Annotated in this window: 11 protein-coding genes; 5 read left to right on the top strand and 6 right to left on the bottom strand. The window is 50.9% G+C overall.

Annotated elements, in window-relative coordinates:
* Positions 1-18: 18 nt before the first annotated feature.
* The gene (locus J2X05_RS00750; protein ID WP_310067408.1) at positions 19-825 is read left to right on the top strand and encodes a sulfite exporter TauE/SafE family protein; all 807 of its coding nucleotides are present in this window, start codon (positions 19-21) and stop codon (positions 823-825) included.
* 521 nt (positions 826-1,346) lie between these two features.
* On the opposite strand, the gene J2X05_RS00745 is transcribed toward J2X05_RS00750, so the two are convergent.
* From J2X05_RS00745 to J2X05_RS00725, 5 genes are all read right to left on the bottom strand, one after another.
* A complete protein-coding gene (locus tag J2X05_RS00745; RefSeq protein WP_310067404.1) occupies positions 1,347-1,910 on the bottom strand; it encodes a PA14 domain-containing protein in 564 nt (187 codons plus the stop codon).
* 2 nt (positions 1,911-1,912) lie between these two features.
* Complete coding sequence (locus J2X05_RS00740) at positions 1,913-3,403, bottom strand: phospholipid carrier-dependent glycosyltransferase (RefSeq protein ID WP_310067403.1); 1,491 nt, start codon at positions 3,401-3,403, stop codon at positions 1,913-1,915.
* Between the two features lie 36 nt (positions 3,404-3,439).
* Positions 3,440-4,213 (bottom strand): ThuA domain-containing protein, encoded by a 774-nt coding sequence (locus J2X05_RS00735; RefSeq protein WP_310067400.1) that lies wholly within the window; start codon positions 4,211-4,213, stop codon positions 3,440-3,442.
* A gap of 148 nt (positions 4,214-4,361) precedes the next feature.
* The gene (gene xdp1, locus J2X05_RS00730) at positions 4,362-5,078 is read right to left on the bottom strand and encodes an exosortase-dependent surface protein XDP1 (RefSeq protein ID WP_310067398.1); all 717 of its coding nucleotides are present in this window, start codon (positions 5,076-5,078) and stop codon (positions 4,362-4,364) included.
* Positions 5,079-5,349: 271 nt separating this feature from the next.
* Positions 5,350-6,648 (bottom strand): cation:proton antiporter, encoded by a 1,299-nt coding sequence (locus J2X05_RS00725; RefSeq protein WP_310067397.1) that lies wholly within the window; start codon positions 6,646-6,648, stop codon positions 5,350-5,352.
* Between the two features lie 225 nt (positions 6,649-6,873).
* Here J2X05_RS00725 and J2X05_RS00720 point away from each other — a divergent pair, with 225 nt between their 5' ends.
* Positions 6,874-7,836: a hydrogen peroxide-inducible genes activator gene (locus J2X05_RS00720; RefSeq protein WP_310067394.1), complete on the top strand. Its 963-nt coding sequence runs from the start codon at positions 6,874-6,876 to the stop codon at positions 7,834-7,836.
* Positions 7,837-7,883: 47 nt separating this feature from the next.
* Positions 7,884-9,398, top strand: a complete 1,515-nt coding sequence (locus tag J2X05_RS00715; RefSeq protein WP_310067392.1) for a tryptophan halogenase family protein — start codon at positions 7,884-7,886, stop codon at positions 9,396-9,398.
* A 4-nt stretch (positions 9,399-9,402) separates the two neighbouring features.
* Here J2X05_RS00715 and J2X05_RS00710 read toward each other — a convergent pair whose 3' ends face one another.
* Entirely contained in the window at positions 9,403-10,653 is a 1,251-nt protein-coding gene (locus tag J2X05_RS00710) for a flagella assembly protein FlgT middle domain-containing protein (protein WP_310067389.1), read from the bottom strand.
* Between J2X05_RS00710 and J2X05_RS00705 the strand changes: the two genes are divergently transcribed.
* Both J2X05_RS00705 and gltB read left to right on the top strand, forming a co-directional pair.
* A complete protein-coding gene (locus J2X05_RS00705; protein WP_310067385.1) occupies positions 10,631-11,086 on the top strand; it encodes a hypothetical protein in 456 nt (151 codons plus the stop codon). The two genes, J2X05_RS00710 and J2X05_RS00705, sit on opposite strands and share 23 nt — an antisense overlap.
* A 261-nt stretch (positions 11,087-11,347) precedes the next feature.
* Positions 11,348-15,799 carry a glutamate synthase large subunit gene (gene gltB / locus J2X05_RS00700; protein ID WP_310067383.1) on the top strand — a complete coding sequence of 1,484 codons (4,452 nt, stop codon included), beginning with the start codon at positions 11,348-11,350 and terminating at the stop codon, positions 15,797-15,799.
* Positions 15,800-15,822: the final 23 nt, after the last annotated feature.

The raw sequence follows: 15,822 nt of genomic DNA, 5'->3' as shown, positions 1-15,822 counted from the left end.
TTGCTACAGGAATTGCTGATGCCTTTAGACATCGTGTGGATGTTGTCTTTTTTATTGCTCGGCGTTTTTGTAGGGTTTATGGCAGGATTGCTCGGTGTGGGTGGCGGTGGAATTATGGTGCCGGTGCTCACCACTTTATTTTTGTATCAAGGTATTCCAGCAGAAAATGTAGTTCATCTCGCCTTGGGTACATCAATGGCCTCGATCATTGTCACATCCATATCCAGTCTGCGAGCGCACAATAGTGCAGGCGCTGTGTTATGGCCGGTTGTGAAAATTATGTCTCCGGGTATTGTGGTGGGTACATTTTTAGCAACATTTATCGCAGCCTATGCCAGCTCTTCTTATCTGGCCATATTTTTTTCGCTCTTTATGGCTGTTGTTTCGCTCCAAATGTTTTTTAATAAAAAATCTTACCCCAGTAGAGAGCTTGCAGGTAACGGCGGTTTATTATTGGGTGGTTTGGGCATCGGCGCTGTGTCCGCACTTGTGTCCACGGGCGGAGGCTCATTAACGGTTCCCTATCTTGTTTGGCAGAATGTTGATATTAAAAAGGCCATAGGTACATCTGCGGCAATTGGTTTACCTATTTCTATCGCGGGCACTGCGGGTTATGTCATCAATGGTTGGTCAACTACTTCCCTGAGTAATCATACGTTTGGCTTTGTCTATCTTCCCGCAGTACTGTTTATTTCCCTCACCAGTTTTATAACGGCACCTTTTGGCGCGAAATTGGCTCATAGATTACCGGTTAAATTACTAAAAAAATTATTCGCGCTACTGCTTATTATTCTAAGTCTAAAAATGCTTTTTTCTGTTCTGTAATTCTGCAGTTTGGATTGGTTGTTCAAACTTAATGTTGAGCCAGACTGGCCAGATAAAGGATAGCTAAATTTTTTATATCAGCGACCAAATGTCTTCTTGGCAAGAACTTTAATGCCCAAGATTTTACGTTGACCCATGCTTGCAACAATATCGAACGGAAATGGAATTGATATTTTTTTCGGATATTTGCAGTGCCGTATTAATGCGAACTGGCTGAGATTTGATTCGACAGTTCCCGTTTTTTGGTGACCTTTTCTCGGCGAAGCGTTTTCCAGTTATCAACCCCTACAATGAAAGCGGCTCAATATAAGCAGCCGCGCCACCAAGCTATATTTAGTTGGAATGCGCTTATTCGTACTCAGTAAATAAATCATCTCGGTTTACGAACTCGCATTTTTTGTTTGCATAAAAAATGCCCACATCAAACGATGAGGGCATTGAGTCAAGTTAAAACTTACAGCTTGGAATTTTAAAGTAGCCTCAGTTGCGGGCGCTTTTCAGTGGGTGGCACATTGGATAAGTTAAAACTTCACGCTGCTTGAGTCTTCACCAAACCAGCGTGGTTTTTCATCTCCGCGAGCATACTCCACAGTGAAGCCGGAGTTGCCAAAACCCTGAAAGTAAGAGATGTGCACCTGGTGCTCGCCTTCATTTAAAAAGATCATGCAGGGCTGAACACTGAAGGGACGATCACCCAGATGCTCGCAGATAAGCTTGCCATCAATACGCAAAGAAAAGCCATCATCACTGCCCATCATAAAACGATAGTTATCTGATTCTTTAACCGTGATTTTATGGTCAACATCGACAAAAAAATCGTCAGTGTAGGTGGCGATATTACCGAGTTTTGGATGGCTAAAACGGCTGCTTTCTTCCAGATCGAGCACATCTACCCAGACTTCACGGGTAAATTCGATATCGCGCTGTTGATAGATGTTAGCAATCCCCACGCGGTTCTTGCTAATCATTACCTTCACTACAGGATCGACACTCACCGGTGTAATGCGCACGCCAATCAGTATGACAATCAGCGCAATAAGCGCAGTGAAAATACTATTTTTGTTTAATAGTTGTTGGATATTCATAATTATCTAACCACCTGTAATTTCCAGAAGCTGAACCAGTTGCGCAATTCAAATTGGTCTTCGGTTAACCCAAAGCCATAGGTGAATGGAGAGAAGAACGCAAATACAGCAATCACCAAAATGGCAAACAGGCTGGCATTGATAATGGTGTGTTTATTGTTGGCGATAACTTCGTCGCGGTAGATATAGTTAAAAACTAATGCAAGGTTAATTGCCCCAAAAATTAATGGAATAAAATAATGGTAGAGGTACATCACCCGCTCAATTTGTAAGATCGCTACCATATAACTCACATAGAGCCCGGTAAAGGCGCAGATCCAATAGAAAAGTTTTTCATCTTTGACGGGATTGTTGTAGATATAACGGCTGATAACCAAGCTCAGGGAGAGAATGATTCCTCCTACAATGGAGAACCAGACGATCGGATTGCCAATCAGGTATTTATATTGGGTAACGGTTTTGCCATCGACTGTATTTTTATCCCAGCGATAGCTGATGGTTTTACTGCTTAATGGCCAGTTCATTGCGTAGCTGCCATTTTCATCCGGTTTACATTCGTCAAGGCGTGGCACACCGTCGGCATACTCGCTCATGAATTTCCAGTTATCGCGCATGCCCAATGAAAAGGTCTTGAGTGACCAAGTGTCGCCCATACGAATTTGGTTGATGTATTCGGGAGATGCCTTGTAGGTTCTGTTGTCGATAATTTTTTCGCCCAGACCTATGTGGACATAAAAAACGCCGAGGAACACCGCTGCTGCAGGCAGCACACCAGACGGCACAGTAACGGCGATGCGTTTGATAAGTGCCTGCCAATTCCACTGTTTAATATTGTTCCATTGATCGACACAAAAAAGCATTGCCAATAATAATAATTCAATCGCAGAGGTGGCTTTTACACTGGTGGCCAACCCTATGAAGGTTCCCAGCAGGACATAATCCCTGAGGCGAATAGGTTTTCCGCCGGTGACAATGCGAGTAAAAAAATACAGTTCGGCAAGAATAAAAAATAATTGAATGCCATCGAGATGTACCGCGCGCGCATGTATGACCAGTGCATTATCAAAAATGACCAGACTTGTGAACGCCGCTGCAAGCCATGCACGTTGCGTTATGCAATTAATAATGCCGTAAAAGAATAAAACCGAGAGGGCCATCATTACCGTTGATGGCCAGCGATAGCCTTTGTAAGTCATCTCAGGTGGTGCGGCGTCACCGGTAAGATAATCTGTTGCGAGCAGCGCTTGTTTGTTAACGTTTTCGTTATCGCCAAACCATACTTCGCCTACTGCCATCAGCAATTTGCCGAGCGGTGGGTGCGGCTCCATATACATCACGCCATCAATGTATTTTTGAGCGTTGGGTACGTGGTAGTTTTCATCCCAAAACATCGCTTGTGGTGTGCCGTAATAGGGAAAATAAATGCTCAGTGAAATCACCAAAATAACGGCGGGGTAAATAAATCGTGCGTAGGTCTGTATGAATGTTTTCATGGTGTCTGTTGTTATGATTAGAGTGATAGTCAGGAATTATTTTTTGCGCAAACCTTTACCGGTTGCTGCCCAATAAAGTCCGCCATAGATGTGTTCCAGAAACAGTGCATCGCTGTAAGTGGCGGGCAGGTGCCCGAGTGCGGTGTAAAATGCACGGCCACCGTCGTAATCGTGATACCAAGCTATGGGATGGAATTTGCCCATGCCTTCACCTTTTTTCTCACCCCAACTCACCTTTGGATCAAAAGTCTGCTCATCTACTGCCAGAATATAATTCAGGCCTTTAATGCGCTCTGCGCCGAATTCATACCACTCATCCGTCCATAAAAAACGATCGGGCATGCGCTCAACACCGGGGAATTTGCGATTGGTGACGGTAAGCTCAGCGGTTTGGATGACGGGGTGTATGTGGAAAGTGCGGCCTACCATTTTGGTGTACCAATCCCAATCGTATTCGGTGTCGGATGCGCTGTGAACGCCAACGAAGCCTTTACCGGAGCGAATAAAGCGCTCCATCGCAGCTTGTTGTTCATCATTAAGAATATCGCCGGTGGTCAACAGGAAAATGACAGCTTGGTATTTTTTGAGTTTTTCATCATTGAAAATACCCGCGTCCTCATGCCAATCAACGCTGAAGTGATGGCGCACGGCAAGTTCACGTACCGCAGTGACACCTTCGTTGACGGATTCGTGGTGCCAGCCGTTGGTTTTGGTAAAGAGTAATACATTGAATTGCTGTGCCTGTGCGCTAATGGCAGTGCAGAGAAGGGCGCAGGTCAGAGCAAGTGATAAGGCGATTTGTCTACGCATACTATTGTCTCGCTAATGGATTGTTATTGTTGTCCCTGATGTCTTCTTATCTTTTTTAAGCCGGCCCATCATAAGCGATACAAATTTATAGGCAATAAAAAAGGGCGCTGATAGCGCCCTTTTTGAAACAGTCTTTTAGCTGTGAGAACTATGCAGCGCGACGACGCGCAAAGCGTAAGCCTGCCAAGCCTAACATCAATAAAATCAGGGAGCCTGACTCAGCTACTTCAACGGCTTCAAAAGTAATTGCTTTCAACTTGAAATAGTCGTCCTTTTTGGTCAATCCATTGCCTGTGCCAAATGCTGTGTTGTAAGCGCCGACCAACCAGTATTGAGATGCCACATCTGCTGTGTTAACCGCAAAGGAGCCGTTGCCATTGCGGTTGTAATTGCCCACCACGCTCCAGCCATTGTTCAGCAAGGCGGCCCAGTTGCTGCCTAAGCCATTTAGGTTGCCTGCAAAAGGGGCTGCGCCTGTGTAAGCCAGCAGAGATACGTCGGCGTCATTTTGATGCCAACCAATATTCAGGCCGCTAAGATCAACCACTTTGTTGAAGGAAAAGAGCAAGGCATCGTAGTCGCCGCTAGCATTATCGACCGCGTGGTGGGGGTTGTTGGCATTTTCAACGCCTACGCCCGAGTTGTTCCATCTGCCGATCACATCTTGTGCGATAGCTTTGTTTCCGCTGGATTTATTGGACCAGCCGGTTACAGCAACGTCGGCTTCAGATGAGGTGTAGTTGAATGACCAAACATAACCTGCAGTATTTGGTGCCAGATTGACAGTGACTGGAACGGCGAATGCGCTCATGACAAAGCTTGTGCTCAGTGCTAATCCTGCAATAAGCGATTTGATGGATAACATGATGGGGAGTCCGTTAAATAGAGTGATTGAGTGGGTACAGCTAGACGCCAAAAAAGCACTTTTTGTGCCACGGTAACTAAGATACTGATTTTGTTGTGATGCAGGTCTAGTCTCAGGTGGCGATTTGGGTGCAAGTGATAAAAATTTCGACATATTTTGGTGCTTTTTTCGGTGCGATTTGGTCAACCCCTGGACATAAAAAAGCCCGAGACTAGCTCGGGCTAAAAGGGCTTAAGGTAAAACGGGAGGAGGGCTGTACAAAAAATGTAACTCAGACGGTTTGTGGCTTGGCAGGTTCGGCCTCTTCAGCACCTACTGCTGCCAGCTCGCCGGTTTCACGGGCGCGCTTGCCATACACAAGCTCAAACAAAGGCGATGCCATTAGCGTCGTGATGATTGCCATCAGCACCATCATGGAAAATAGTGCAGGGCCAATCACTCCAGCTTGCAACCCGATGTTAATAATGATCAGCTCCATTAGCCCGCGCGCATTCATGAGTGCACCAATGCCCATTGCGGTGCGGTTGTCAGCGCCGCACAGACGCGCAGCGCCCCAGCACGCAACCCCTTTAGCGGCAATAGAGCCCACCAGTATGACCGCTGCGATTGCCAGCAGCTCGACGTTATTGACCATAGTCAGTTGGGTGTTGAGGCCTGAGTAGGTAAAGAAAATCGGGATGAGGATGATCACTACAAAAGGTTCAAGTTGGCGTTTGATCTCTTGGGTAAGTTTGCCGCGTGGCATTACCGCGCCGAGCAGGAAGCCGCCGAATACCGCATGCAGGCCTATTGCATCAGCCGTGAATGCAGACAACATAAAGCACATGATGACAATCGCGAACAGGGTCGGGCTGAGGGTTTGTTGTTTCTCGGCAGCGCGTGCCAGCGGTGCCAACAGTTTGGGCACAACCAAGATCATAAAGGCGGCAAAAGCCATTCCACCCACAATGGTTTTATACGCTAATTCTGCACCGGCGCCGAAGGTGGCCAATACCACAGCCAGCACGCACCAAGCACCAGCATCATCAATAGCCCCGGCAGATAAAGACAGGGTGCCCAGTTTGGTTTGGCTCAGGCCGCGCTCGTGGATAATCCGCGCCAGCATCGGGAATGCTGTGATCGCAATACAAGCACCCATAAACAGGGTCGCGCTGAAAACAGTGGCTTTATCAGAGAAAAGACCGGGTACAGTCAACAGCCATGGCGTAATCGCTATCGCCACCAGGAACGGGGCAACCATGCCGGAGATAGACACGGCGGCAGCACTTTTAAAGTTGGCTTTGAAGTGGTCGCCACGGAAACCCAGTCCCACCAGGAACATGTACATGCCAACACCCAATTGTGCGCCTACGTAGAGGACGCCTTTCATTTCCGTAGGGAACAGGGTTTTCTGAAGTTCTGGCATCAACAGACCGAATAGCGATGGGCCAAGGATAACCCCGGCAATCATCTCACCGACAACTTGGGGCTGGTGAAGGTATTTTTGTCCAATCCAGCCTACCAAGCGGCAAACAGCAAGGATTACGAACATTTGAAGGAAAAACACAACGGAAAGTTGGGCAGTTGTCATGAGACTACATCCGATCTTTATTAGGTGTTAATTATATGAGGTGTTGGTTGTTATTGACCCGTGCCGCTAAGGAGCAGGTGATCGGGATATTTAAATGGGGTTGCGGGAGGTGGGCAATTTGAATGCCATAGAATTTGGCTATAGTCTTTTGGGATGAGCGTGCAGCTTTACCTGAGAGGATGCAAACGGGCACACTGGGCGCCATTAAACTGGATTGAGTTTTTCATGACCCTGACTGAGTTGCGCTACATCGTCATACTTTCAGAGGAGCAGCATTTCGGGCGCACGGCCGAACGCTGCCACGTGAGCCAGCCGACCCTCAGTATCGCAGTGCGCAAGCTGGAGGAGGAGCTGGGGGTGGAGCTATTTGAGCGCACCAAAACCAAAGTACAGCCAACTGTATTGGGTGAAAAAATTGTCGCCCAAGCGCGTGTTCTACTGACTACGACTGCTGCCATCAAGTCGCTCGCGGATGCCGGCAAGGATCAGCTTAATAGCCCCTTGGCGTTAGGGACGATTTTTACCATTGGGCCTTATCTCCTACCGCAACTTATCCCCCATTTACAGAAGCAGGCGCCCGCTATGCCGCTCTATGTGCAGGAAGATTACACCGCTAACCTGCGCAAAAAACTGCGCGACGGCGATCTGGATGCCATCCTGGTCTCGTTGCCGTTTAGCGAATCCGATGTGGTGACCCAGGAGTTATTTGATGAGCCTTTGGTGGTGGTTATGCGGCAGACTCATCCACTGGCGAGCAAAACGGAGATAGCACCGGCAGATATCGCCCGCGAAGAGCTCCTGCTACTAGGTGAAGGACATTGTTTACGCGAGCAGGTGTTGCTGCTCAACCCCGGTTGGCGGGAGCCGGACGAAAGCCCACGCAAACGCTACGCGGCTGAAGGCAATAGCCTTGAAACCCTGCGCTATATGGTGGCCGCGGGCTTGGGCTTGAGCGTATTGCCGCGCTCGGCGGCAGAGGCGGGTTTGTGCGCCGCACATCGCCTGGTTGCCCGGCCGTTGGCGGGCGGCCAGCGCAAATTGGCTTTGGCCTGGCGCGCGAGCTTCCCGCGTCACAAGGCGATTGACGTGCTGCGCAAATCGATCCAATCCTGCAGCGGTGCCTACTGGAATTTTACGACCGAGCCGGATGCGCTTGAGCAGACTATGCTGCCCTTAGCGAACTGGTAAGGGCAGCGCGGGTAATTATTGGAACGTTTTCGGTTATGAATACAAGCATGAACCCACTTAAAAAAATCGTCATCCTCGGCGGCGGAACTTCTGGTTGGATCGCAGCCTCCATGCTTGCTGCGCATCTCAAACGCGAGCTGTGTGAGATCGAATTGGTGGAGTCGGAAGAGATAGGTTCTATCGGGGTGGGTGAATCCACTATCCCGCCTGTGGTGCGCTTGATTACCAGCTTGGGGATCGATGAAGAGGAGTTTATCCGCGAGACCCAGGCCTGTTACAAATTGGGCATTAAATTCGTCGATTGGAAGGTGAAAAACCAGTCCTATTTCCATCCTTACGGCGCGCTCGGCAAGCGTATCGGCTCGCAGGATTTTTACCAGTGCTGGCTCAAGGCGACTATGGAGGGTGAGCAATACAACCTGCAGGATTTCTCGCCCTGTGCGGTGATGGCAGCCCAGGAGCGGTTTTTTCCGCCAGCACAGGCGATGAACACACCGATTGGCGGTGCCGGTTATGCAGTGCATCTGGATGCAAAATTAGTGGCGGCCTATTTGCGTCGCTATGCCGAAGCGCGCGGTGTTATTCGCAGTGAAGGCAACTGCGTAAACGTGCAGCGTAAAGACAATGGTTTTATCGAGGCGCTGGAGTTATCGGACGGGCGCAAAATCCACGGTGATTTTTTTATCGATTGTTCGGGCTTTAAAGCCTTACTAATCGAAAGGGCGCTCGGCGTTGGCTTTGAAGATTGGTCGAATTATTTACCCTGCGACCGCGCCATAGTTGTCAAAACCCAGGTCGCCGGTTCACGTATGCCCTACACCACAGCAACCGCGCGCAAAGCGGGCTGGGCCTGGCGCATTCCGTTGCGCAATGGGACCGGCCATGGCTATGTGTATTCAAGTAAGTTTTGCAGCGATGCCGAAGCCAAAACTACCTTGCTGAAAAATCTTGATGCGCCGCGTATTAGCGATCCGCGTGTGATTAGTTTTAATACCGGACGACGCAAGGAATTTTGGAAAGGCAATTGTTTGGCGCTTGGTTTGTCGGGAGGGTTTATTGAACCGCTTGAATCTACGGCGATTCATTTAATCGCGCGCGGCATGGATTTCTTTTTACGCTTTTTGCCTGATGCCGACTGCGAGCCTAGTTTGCAGCGTGAATATAATCGTCGTATGGGGGCGGACTTTGAAGAGGTGCGCGATTTTATTGTGCTGCATTATTGTGCGACCGAGCGCGACGACAGCGAATTTTGGCGTTGGTGTAAAACCATGGAGTTACCTGAATCGCTGCGCGAGCGCATCGATTTGTTTAAAGGTCACGGTATTTTGCGTGAAGATAACGACGAATTATTTCGCAGCACCAGCTGGCAATCGGTATTTGAAGGCATGGGTATTCGCCCGCAAAAATACAGCCCGCGCGTCGATAACCTCGATTTTGGCCAGATCAATGAAACTCTGAAATTAGCGCGCTCCGCCATTTTTAATATGGTAAAAAGCTTGCCCTCGCACGATGCCTATTTACAAGAGCACTACGGTGCTGGCACAGAAACAACCAAGCCGTAGTGGATTATTCGCTCGCGGCCAGATAGCTGCCGTTTAAATAGCTACCGCCCTCTACTACTGCAATGCTATGTGTAGGGTAGACCTCGCTCAGATGCAGGCGCGTTTCGCGTTTTACCAGCCGGGTGTCGCTTACCTGATACTCGTTATTGGAGCCCACCATAATCACCTGATACAAGCTAAGGTTGTCGCCCGCGTGCAGGCCATTATTAGCGCCGCCGTGCAGTAAAACCTGAGTCTGCCCGGGGGCGCTATCAATCGCGGCCATAAAGGGCTGGCAGTGAATGATCTGGGCTAGCTCGGTGCTGATCTTATTGGCTAGTGATTTGACTCGTTTGCCGTAGTGGGTTTTGGCAAAAGCGGGCGAGCCGAATCCGATTGGTTGGCGCTGGTTCCAGATACCATTGGTCGAGTAGCTTTTATTAAAGAGTAATTCACCGGTAAAACCGTCGCGTAGTTGCACTTCCAGGCTCATTACCCGCGTGCGCTGGTCAAACATTTTTAAATGGGTGAGGTCGTGAAACCCATTGGCAAATTGGCGGTATAAGCTGGGATTGTATGTGGTGTCTGGCGCCAGCATGGACATGTCAACAATTGTCCCGCTAATCACAAATTGGGTGCGCATCTGGCGCGCAATTTTTTGTGCCTGCTGTTTGAGTTGGGATTCGCTGAGATCAGCCTGCGCAAACCCCCAAGGCATTACTGCTGGGCCCGTAGCTTGATATTTCTGGCGCAACTGGGCGCGGATCAGTTCGGGCAGCCCGGATTCGGCTGCGAACAGGTTGCCTGCATTAGCTGTATGGGGCGAGCTGCGCAGGAATTGGGTGATCGCCAGCGCTTTTGATAGGTTATCGTGACTGCGGCTTTGGTCGGGGCACTGGCCTTTGGCGAGGTATTGAGTTGAGGGCACCCTTGCAGCAGTTGCCGGTAATTCGCTGGTGCCCACTACCACACCGCTCTCCGAAGGGTTGGGGGCGGGGTGAGGTTTGTAGGCGATATCGTCCGGTACGATCGAGTTGCCCAAAACAGGTGAACTCAGGCTGATAATGCAGGTCAACAGCAGGCTGTTTATCCGCTGGGGCAGTGTGTGTAGCGAACCCATGGCAGGCTCCGGTGTGATGCGCGTATAGTGTGGACAATAAACGAGGGTTATCGCCAGTGTGTCGGCTTCTGGCAGGAATTCTTTAATCCCCCCCAACGCACGCCAATTGTTAAACCGATCATAGGGCAGATAGATGGGCAAAGTTGTTATATTCACGTTGTTGATGTGCACGATTATTGGATGCAGTTCCACGGGGCGCAGCTATGTCGAAACTGAAATGGCCGAGACGCTTGAAGTGGAGATACTGCCCAATACTTCCAAGATGTTTACCTATCGATTGCGTTGGCCTGAGGAGCGAATCCCGAGTCATATACGTGTTGCGCGCGGTGGCGCCAATCCAGGGCAGGAATTTGCCAAGGGGGGCGTCGACGTAGGACGTGGTACCTATGAGCGGCTGCTGGAGAATACCGCCTATGTGATCGAACAAGCTGGTTACTGCCGCGACGGTTTTTTTGAACTGGACCGCAGTATTTCGCGCTATCACCTCTGGGTGCGCGGCGAGTGTAAAGACAGTGCCACTGCAGCGGATCAGCACGCCTTCGGCTCAAAGCAAACCCTGACGCCAGAGCGCTGGCGTAAATCGTCCTAGTGCTAATGTCATCAGCCAGCGCAATATAATCGCGCTGGCTGGCTGTTTTTTGCGCTGACCTGCCTCATAATCCCACACTCGACGCTCCCGCAGTTGTCTTGCTAATACCCCTCCAAGCGGGTAATATCCTGCGCCCATTTGCCTAGCCTCTGGATACCAGGGGCTTTTTTGTCTGGGATGTGATCTGGCGCGGCTTTCGCATGAGCTTTGCCTTTACTTGCAGCGTATCCCTTGATAGTGATTTTTGTTGAGAATCAGCCTATGACCACTGGCCTCTACCAGATAGACGAGTTTAAAGATAACTGCGGTTTTGGTTTGATTGCCCATTTAAAGGGCAACACCAGCCATCGTCTGCTTAAAACGGCGATCGAAGCTCTGACCTGCATGACCCACCGCGGTGGTATCAATGCGGACGGCAAAACCGGTGACGGTTGTGGCTTGTTGATCCAAAAGCCGGATAGCTTTTTGCGCTCAGTAGCGAAAGAAGCCTGCGGTGTTGAGCTGACCTCTATCTACGGGGTGGGCGCTATTATGCTTAGCCGCGATGCCGCTGTTGCCGATAAGGCGCGCGCGATTGTGGCGGAAGAGCTGACTGCGCAAGGGCTGATCGTTGCTGGCTGGCGCGAAGTGCCGGTTGATCCAAGCTGCTTGGGTCCGATCGCGATGAAGTCGCTGCCGACGTTTAATCACCTGTTTGTAAACAACCCGGATCTGACCATTGAGCAGGTCAATTCAAAGTTGTTTATGGCGCGTCGCAAGGCTGAAATCCGCCTGCAAGACGACAAGTCTTTTTACGTATCCAGCCTGAGTACCGGAATCCTTTCCTATAAAGGTTTGATGATGCCGGTGGATCTGCCGCGTTTCTTCTCTGATTTGGCTGACGAGCGTCTGGAGACCGCAATCTGCGTCTTCCACCAGCGTTTCTCGACCAATACCTCGCCGCGTTGGCCATTGGCGCAACCGTTCCGCATGCTGGCGCACAACGGGGAGATCAATACTATTGTGGGCAACCGCAACTGGGCGGTGGCGCGTACGCCTAAGTTTGTAACGCCGCTGTTGCCTGACCTGAGTACAGTGACGCCGCTGGTAAACCGCACTGGTTCCGATTCCTCCAGCCTCGATAACATGCTGGAAGTATTGACGCTCGGCGGTATGGAATTGCATCGCGCGATCCGCATGCTGGTGCCGCCTGCTTGGCAGAACGTGGAGAACATGGACCCGGATCTGCGCGCTTTCTATGAATACAACTCCATGCATATCGAGCCTTGGGATGGTCCCGCTGGTCTGGTAATTACCGATGGTCGCTATGCGGTCTGTACCCTTGACCGCAACGGCCTGCGTCCGTCGCGCTGGGTTATCACCAAAGACGATATGATCACCGTCGCCTCGGAAGTGGGCGTGTACGCCTATGATCCGGCTGATGTAGTCGCCAAAGGCCGCCTTGGCCCAGGCCAGATCATGTCGATCGATACCCTGACCGGCACCTTGCACAACACGCAAGATATTGACAATCAGTTGAAGTCTACCCAGCCCTATAAAAAGTGGCTGAAAGAGCGTGCGCTGCGCATTGAATCCACGCTCAATACCGATGCCAAAGAAAATGGTATTGAAGGTATCGCCCTCAAAGCCAACATGAAAATGTTCCAGGTGAGCTTTGAAGAGCGCGATCAACTGTTACGCCCATTGGCTGAAGGCGGCCAGGAAGCGGTTGGCTCCATGGGTGACGATACCCCTATGGCGGTACTGTCGCGTCAACAGCGTTCGCTTTACGACTATTTCCGCCAGCAGTTTGCGCAGGTAACCAACCCGCCTATCGATCCGCTGCGCGAAGCGATCGTGATGTCGCTGGAGACTTGCCTTGGCCGCGAATTGCCTGTCTATGACGAATTGCCCGAGCACGCCGACCGCGTGATCCTCAGTTCGCCTGTGCTCTCGCCCGAAAAATTCCGCGGCTTGATGAATTTGAACCGTCCCGGTTATGCCGTGGCTAAGTTCTCGCTTTATTACAACGCTGAGCAAACCAATCTGAAATCTGCACTGGTTAAACTGTGCGATGACGTGGCTGCCGCCGTTAAATCCGGCAAAGTGTTGATGGTGTTGAGCGATTACGGCTTTGAAAAAGGCTTGTTGCCGATCCCTGCGCTTCTTGCTGTCGGTGCAGTCAACCAACACTTGACCAATGTTGGCCTGCGTTGCGATGCCAACCTGATTGTTGAAACCGGCAGCGCGCGCGATCCACACCAGATCGCCGCCCTGATCGCCTATGGCGCGACAGCGGTCTATCCGTTCCTAAGTTATTACGTGCTCAACGACCTGATTGAAACCGGTGAGCTGCTGAGCGATGTGGACACCGCATACAAAAACTACCGCAAGGGTATCGATAAAGGCCTGCTGAAAATCCTCTCCAAGATGGGGATTTCGACCGTAACTTCCTACCGCAGCGCGCAGTTGTTTGAAGCGATTGGTCTGTCGGAAGAAGTGGTTTCCATGTGTTTCGATAGCACGCCATCGCGCATCGCCGGCGCACGTTTTGAAGATCTGGAAGCCGATCAAAAAATTCTCGCACAAAGCGCATGGTTGGATCGCAAGCCAATCGTACAGGGCGGTCTGCTCAAGTATGTGCATGGCTCCGAGTATCACGCTTACAACCCTGATGTAGTGCAAACACTGCAGCGCGCTGTGCAAAGCGGCAACTATGCCCTGTGGCGCAACTACGCCGATTTGGTCAACAAGCGTCCGGTATCCATGCTGCGCGATTTGTTGGCGATCCGCGAAGATGCCTGCAAGCCAGTGCCTCTCTCAGAGGTTGAGCCTATTGAAAGCGTGATCAAGCGTTTTGACTCGGCGGGTATGTCGCTCGGTGCGTTGTCGCCTGAAGCGCACGAGGCCTTGGCTGAGGCGATGAACCGTCTGGGCGGCCGCTCCAACTCAGGTGAAGGCGGTGAAGATCCTGCGCGTTACGGCACCATCAAAACTTCCAAAATCAAACAAGTGGCCTCGGGCCGTTTTGGTGTGACTCCAGCTTATCTGGTGAACGCCGAAGTGCTGCAAATTAAAGTCGCCCAAGGTGCGAAACCCGGTGAAGGCGGCCAGCTCCCCGGCGGTAAAGTGAATGCGTTGATCGCGCGTCTGCGTCACTCGGTTCCCGGTGTGACCCTGATTTCGCCACCACCGCACCACGACATTTATTCGATCGAAGATCTGGCACAGCTGATTTATGACTTGAAACAAGTCAATCCGGATGCGCTGGTTTCTGTGAAACTGGTATCGCGCCCTGGCGTAGGGACTATCGCTGCCGGTGTGGCCAAGGCATACGCTGACTTGATCACCATTTCCGGTTATGACGGTGGCACGGCGGCAAGTCCGTTGACCTCGATTAAATACGCTGGTTCGCCATGGGAGCTGGGTCTTTCCGAGACTCACCAAACCCTCCGTGCGAATGACCTGCGCGATAAAGTCCGCGTACAAACTGACGGCGGTTTGAAAACCGGTCTGGACGTAGTCAAAGCGGCGATGCTCGGTGCTGAAAGCTTCGGCTTTGGTACTGGCCCGATGGTCGCGCTCGGTTGTAAATACCTGCGTATTTGCCATTTGAACAACTGCGCCACTGGTGTTGCTACCCAACAAGACAAACTGCGTAAAGACCATTACATCGGCACTGTTGAAATGGCAATGAACTTCTTCAAGTTCGTTGCGGAAGAAACCCGTGAGTGGATGGCGCGCCTCGGTGTGCGCAGTCTCGGTGAATTGGTTGGCCGCGTTGATCTGTTGCAGATCCTCGAAGGCGAAACGGTTAAGCAGCAACAATTGGATTTGAGCCCCATCATCTATACCGATGATTTCTTGGCGACCAAACCACAATTGTGCGCGGTAAGCAAAAACGAGCCATTTGATAAAGGCGAAACTGCCGAAGCTATGGTCAAGGTCTTGCTGCCTGCGATTGAAGCCAAGACCGGTGGTGAGTTTGAATTCCATATCACCAACTGCGACCGCTCCATTGGCGCACGCATCAGCGGTGAAATCGCCAAACGCTATGGCAATCAGGGCATGGCCGATAAGCCTCTCAAACTGAAACTGACTGGTATTGCTGGTCAGAGTTTTGGGGTGTGGAACGCCGGTGGTCTGGATATGTACCTCGAAGGTGATGCTAACGATTATGTCGGTAAAGGCATGGCGGGTGGTAAGTTGGTCATTCGTCCACCGCGTACCTCCGGCTTCAAATCGAACAAAACCAGCATTATGGGTAACACCTGTTTGTATGGTGCGACTGGCGGTAAGTTGTTCGCAGCCGGTACTGCAGGCGAGCGCTGTGGTGTGCGTAACTCCGGTGCCCATGTGGTAGTGGAAGGTGCGGGCGATCACTGCTGTGAATATATGACTGGCGGCGTAGTGACAGTGCTCGGTCAAACGGGCGTCAACTTCGGTGCGGGTATGACTGGTGGCTTCGCTTATGTGTTGGATGAAGCTAACGACTTTGTGGATCGCTACAACCACGAGTTGGTGGATATCCATCGCATCAATACTGAAGCACTGGAAGCGCAACGCCACCATTTACGCACCGTGATTGAAGAATTTGTGCAAGAGACTGAAAGTGCATGGGGCCAACACCTGCTGGATAACTTCGATGACTACATCGGCAAGTTCTGGTTGGTTAAACCTAAGGCGGCGTCTTTGGGTAGTTTGTTGGTCAGTTTCCGCAAGCGCGGCGAATAACTCTTGGTGATGAGTGAGGTCAA

Origin of the sequence: Cellvibrio fibrivorans (genome assembly GCF_031457055.1) — a bacterium.
GTDB classification, from domain to species: Bacteria; Pseudomonadota; Gammaproteobacteria; order Pseudomonadales; family Cellvibrionaceae; genus Cellvibrio; species Cellvibrio fibrivorans.
The sequence above is the reverse complement of the archived record's forward strand: the minus strand, read 5'-3'. Positions and strand labels throughout refer to the sequence as shown.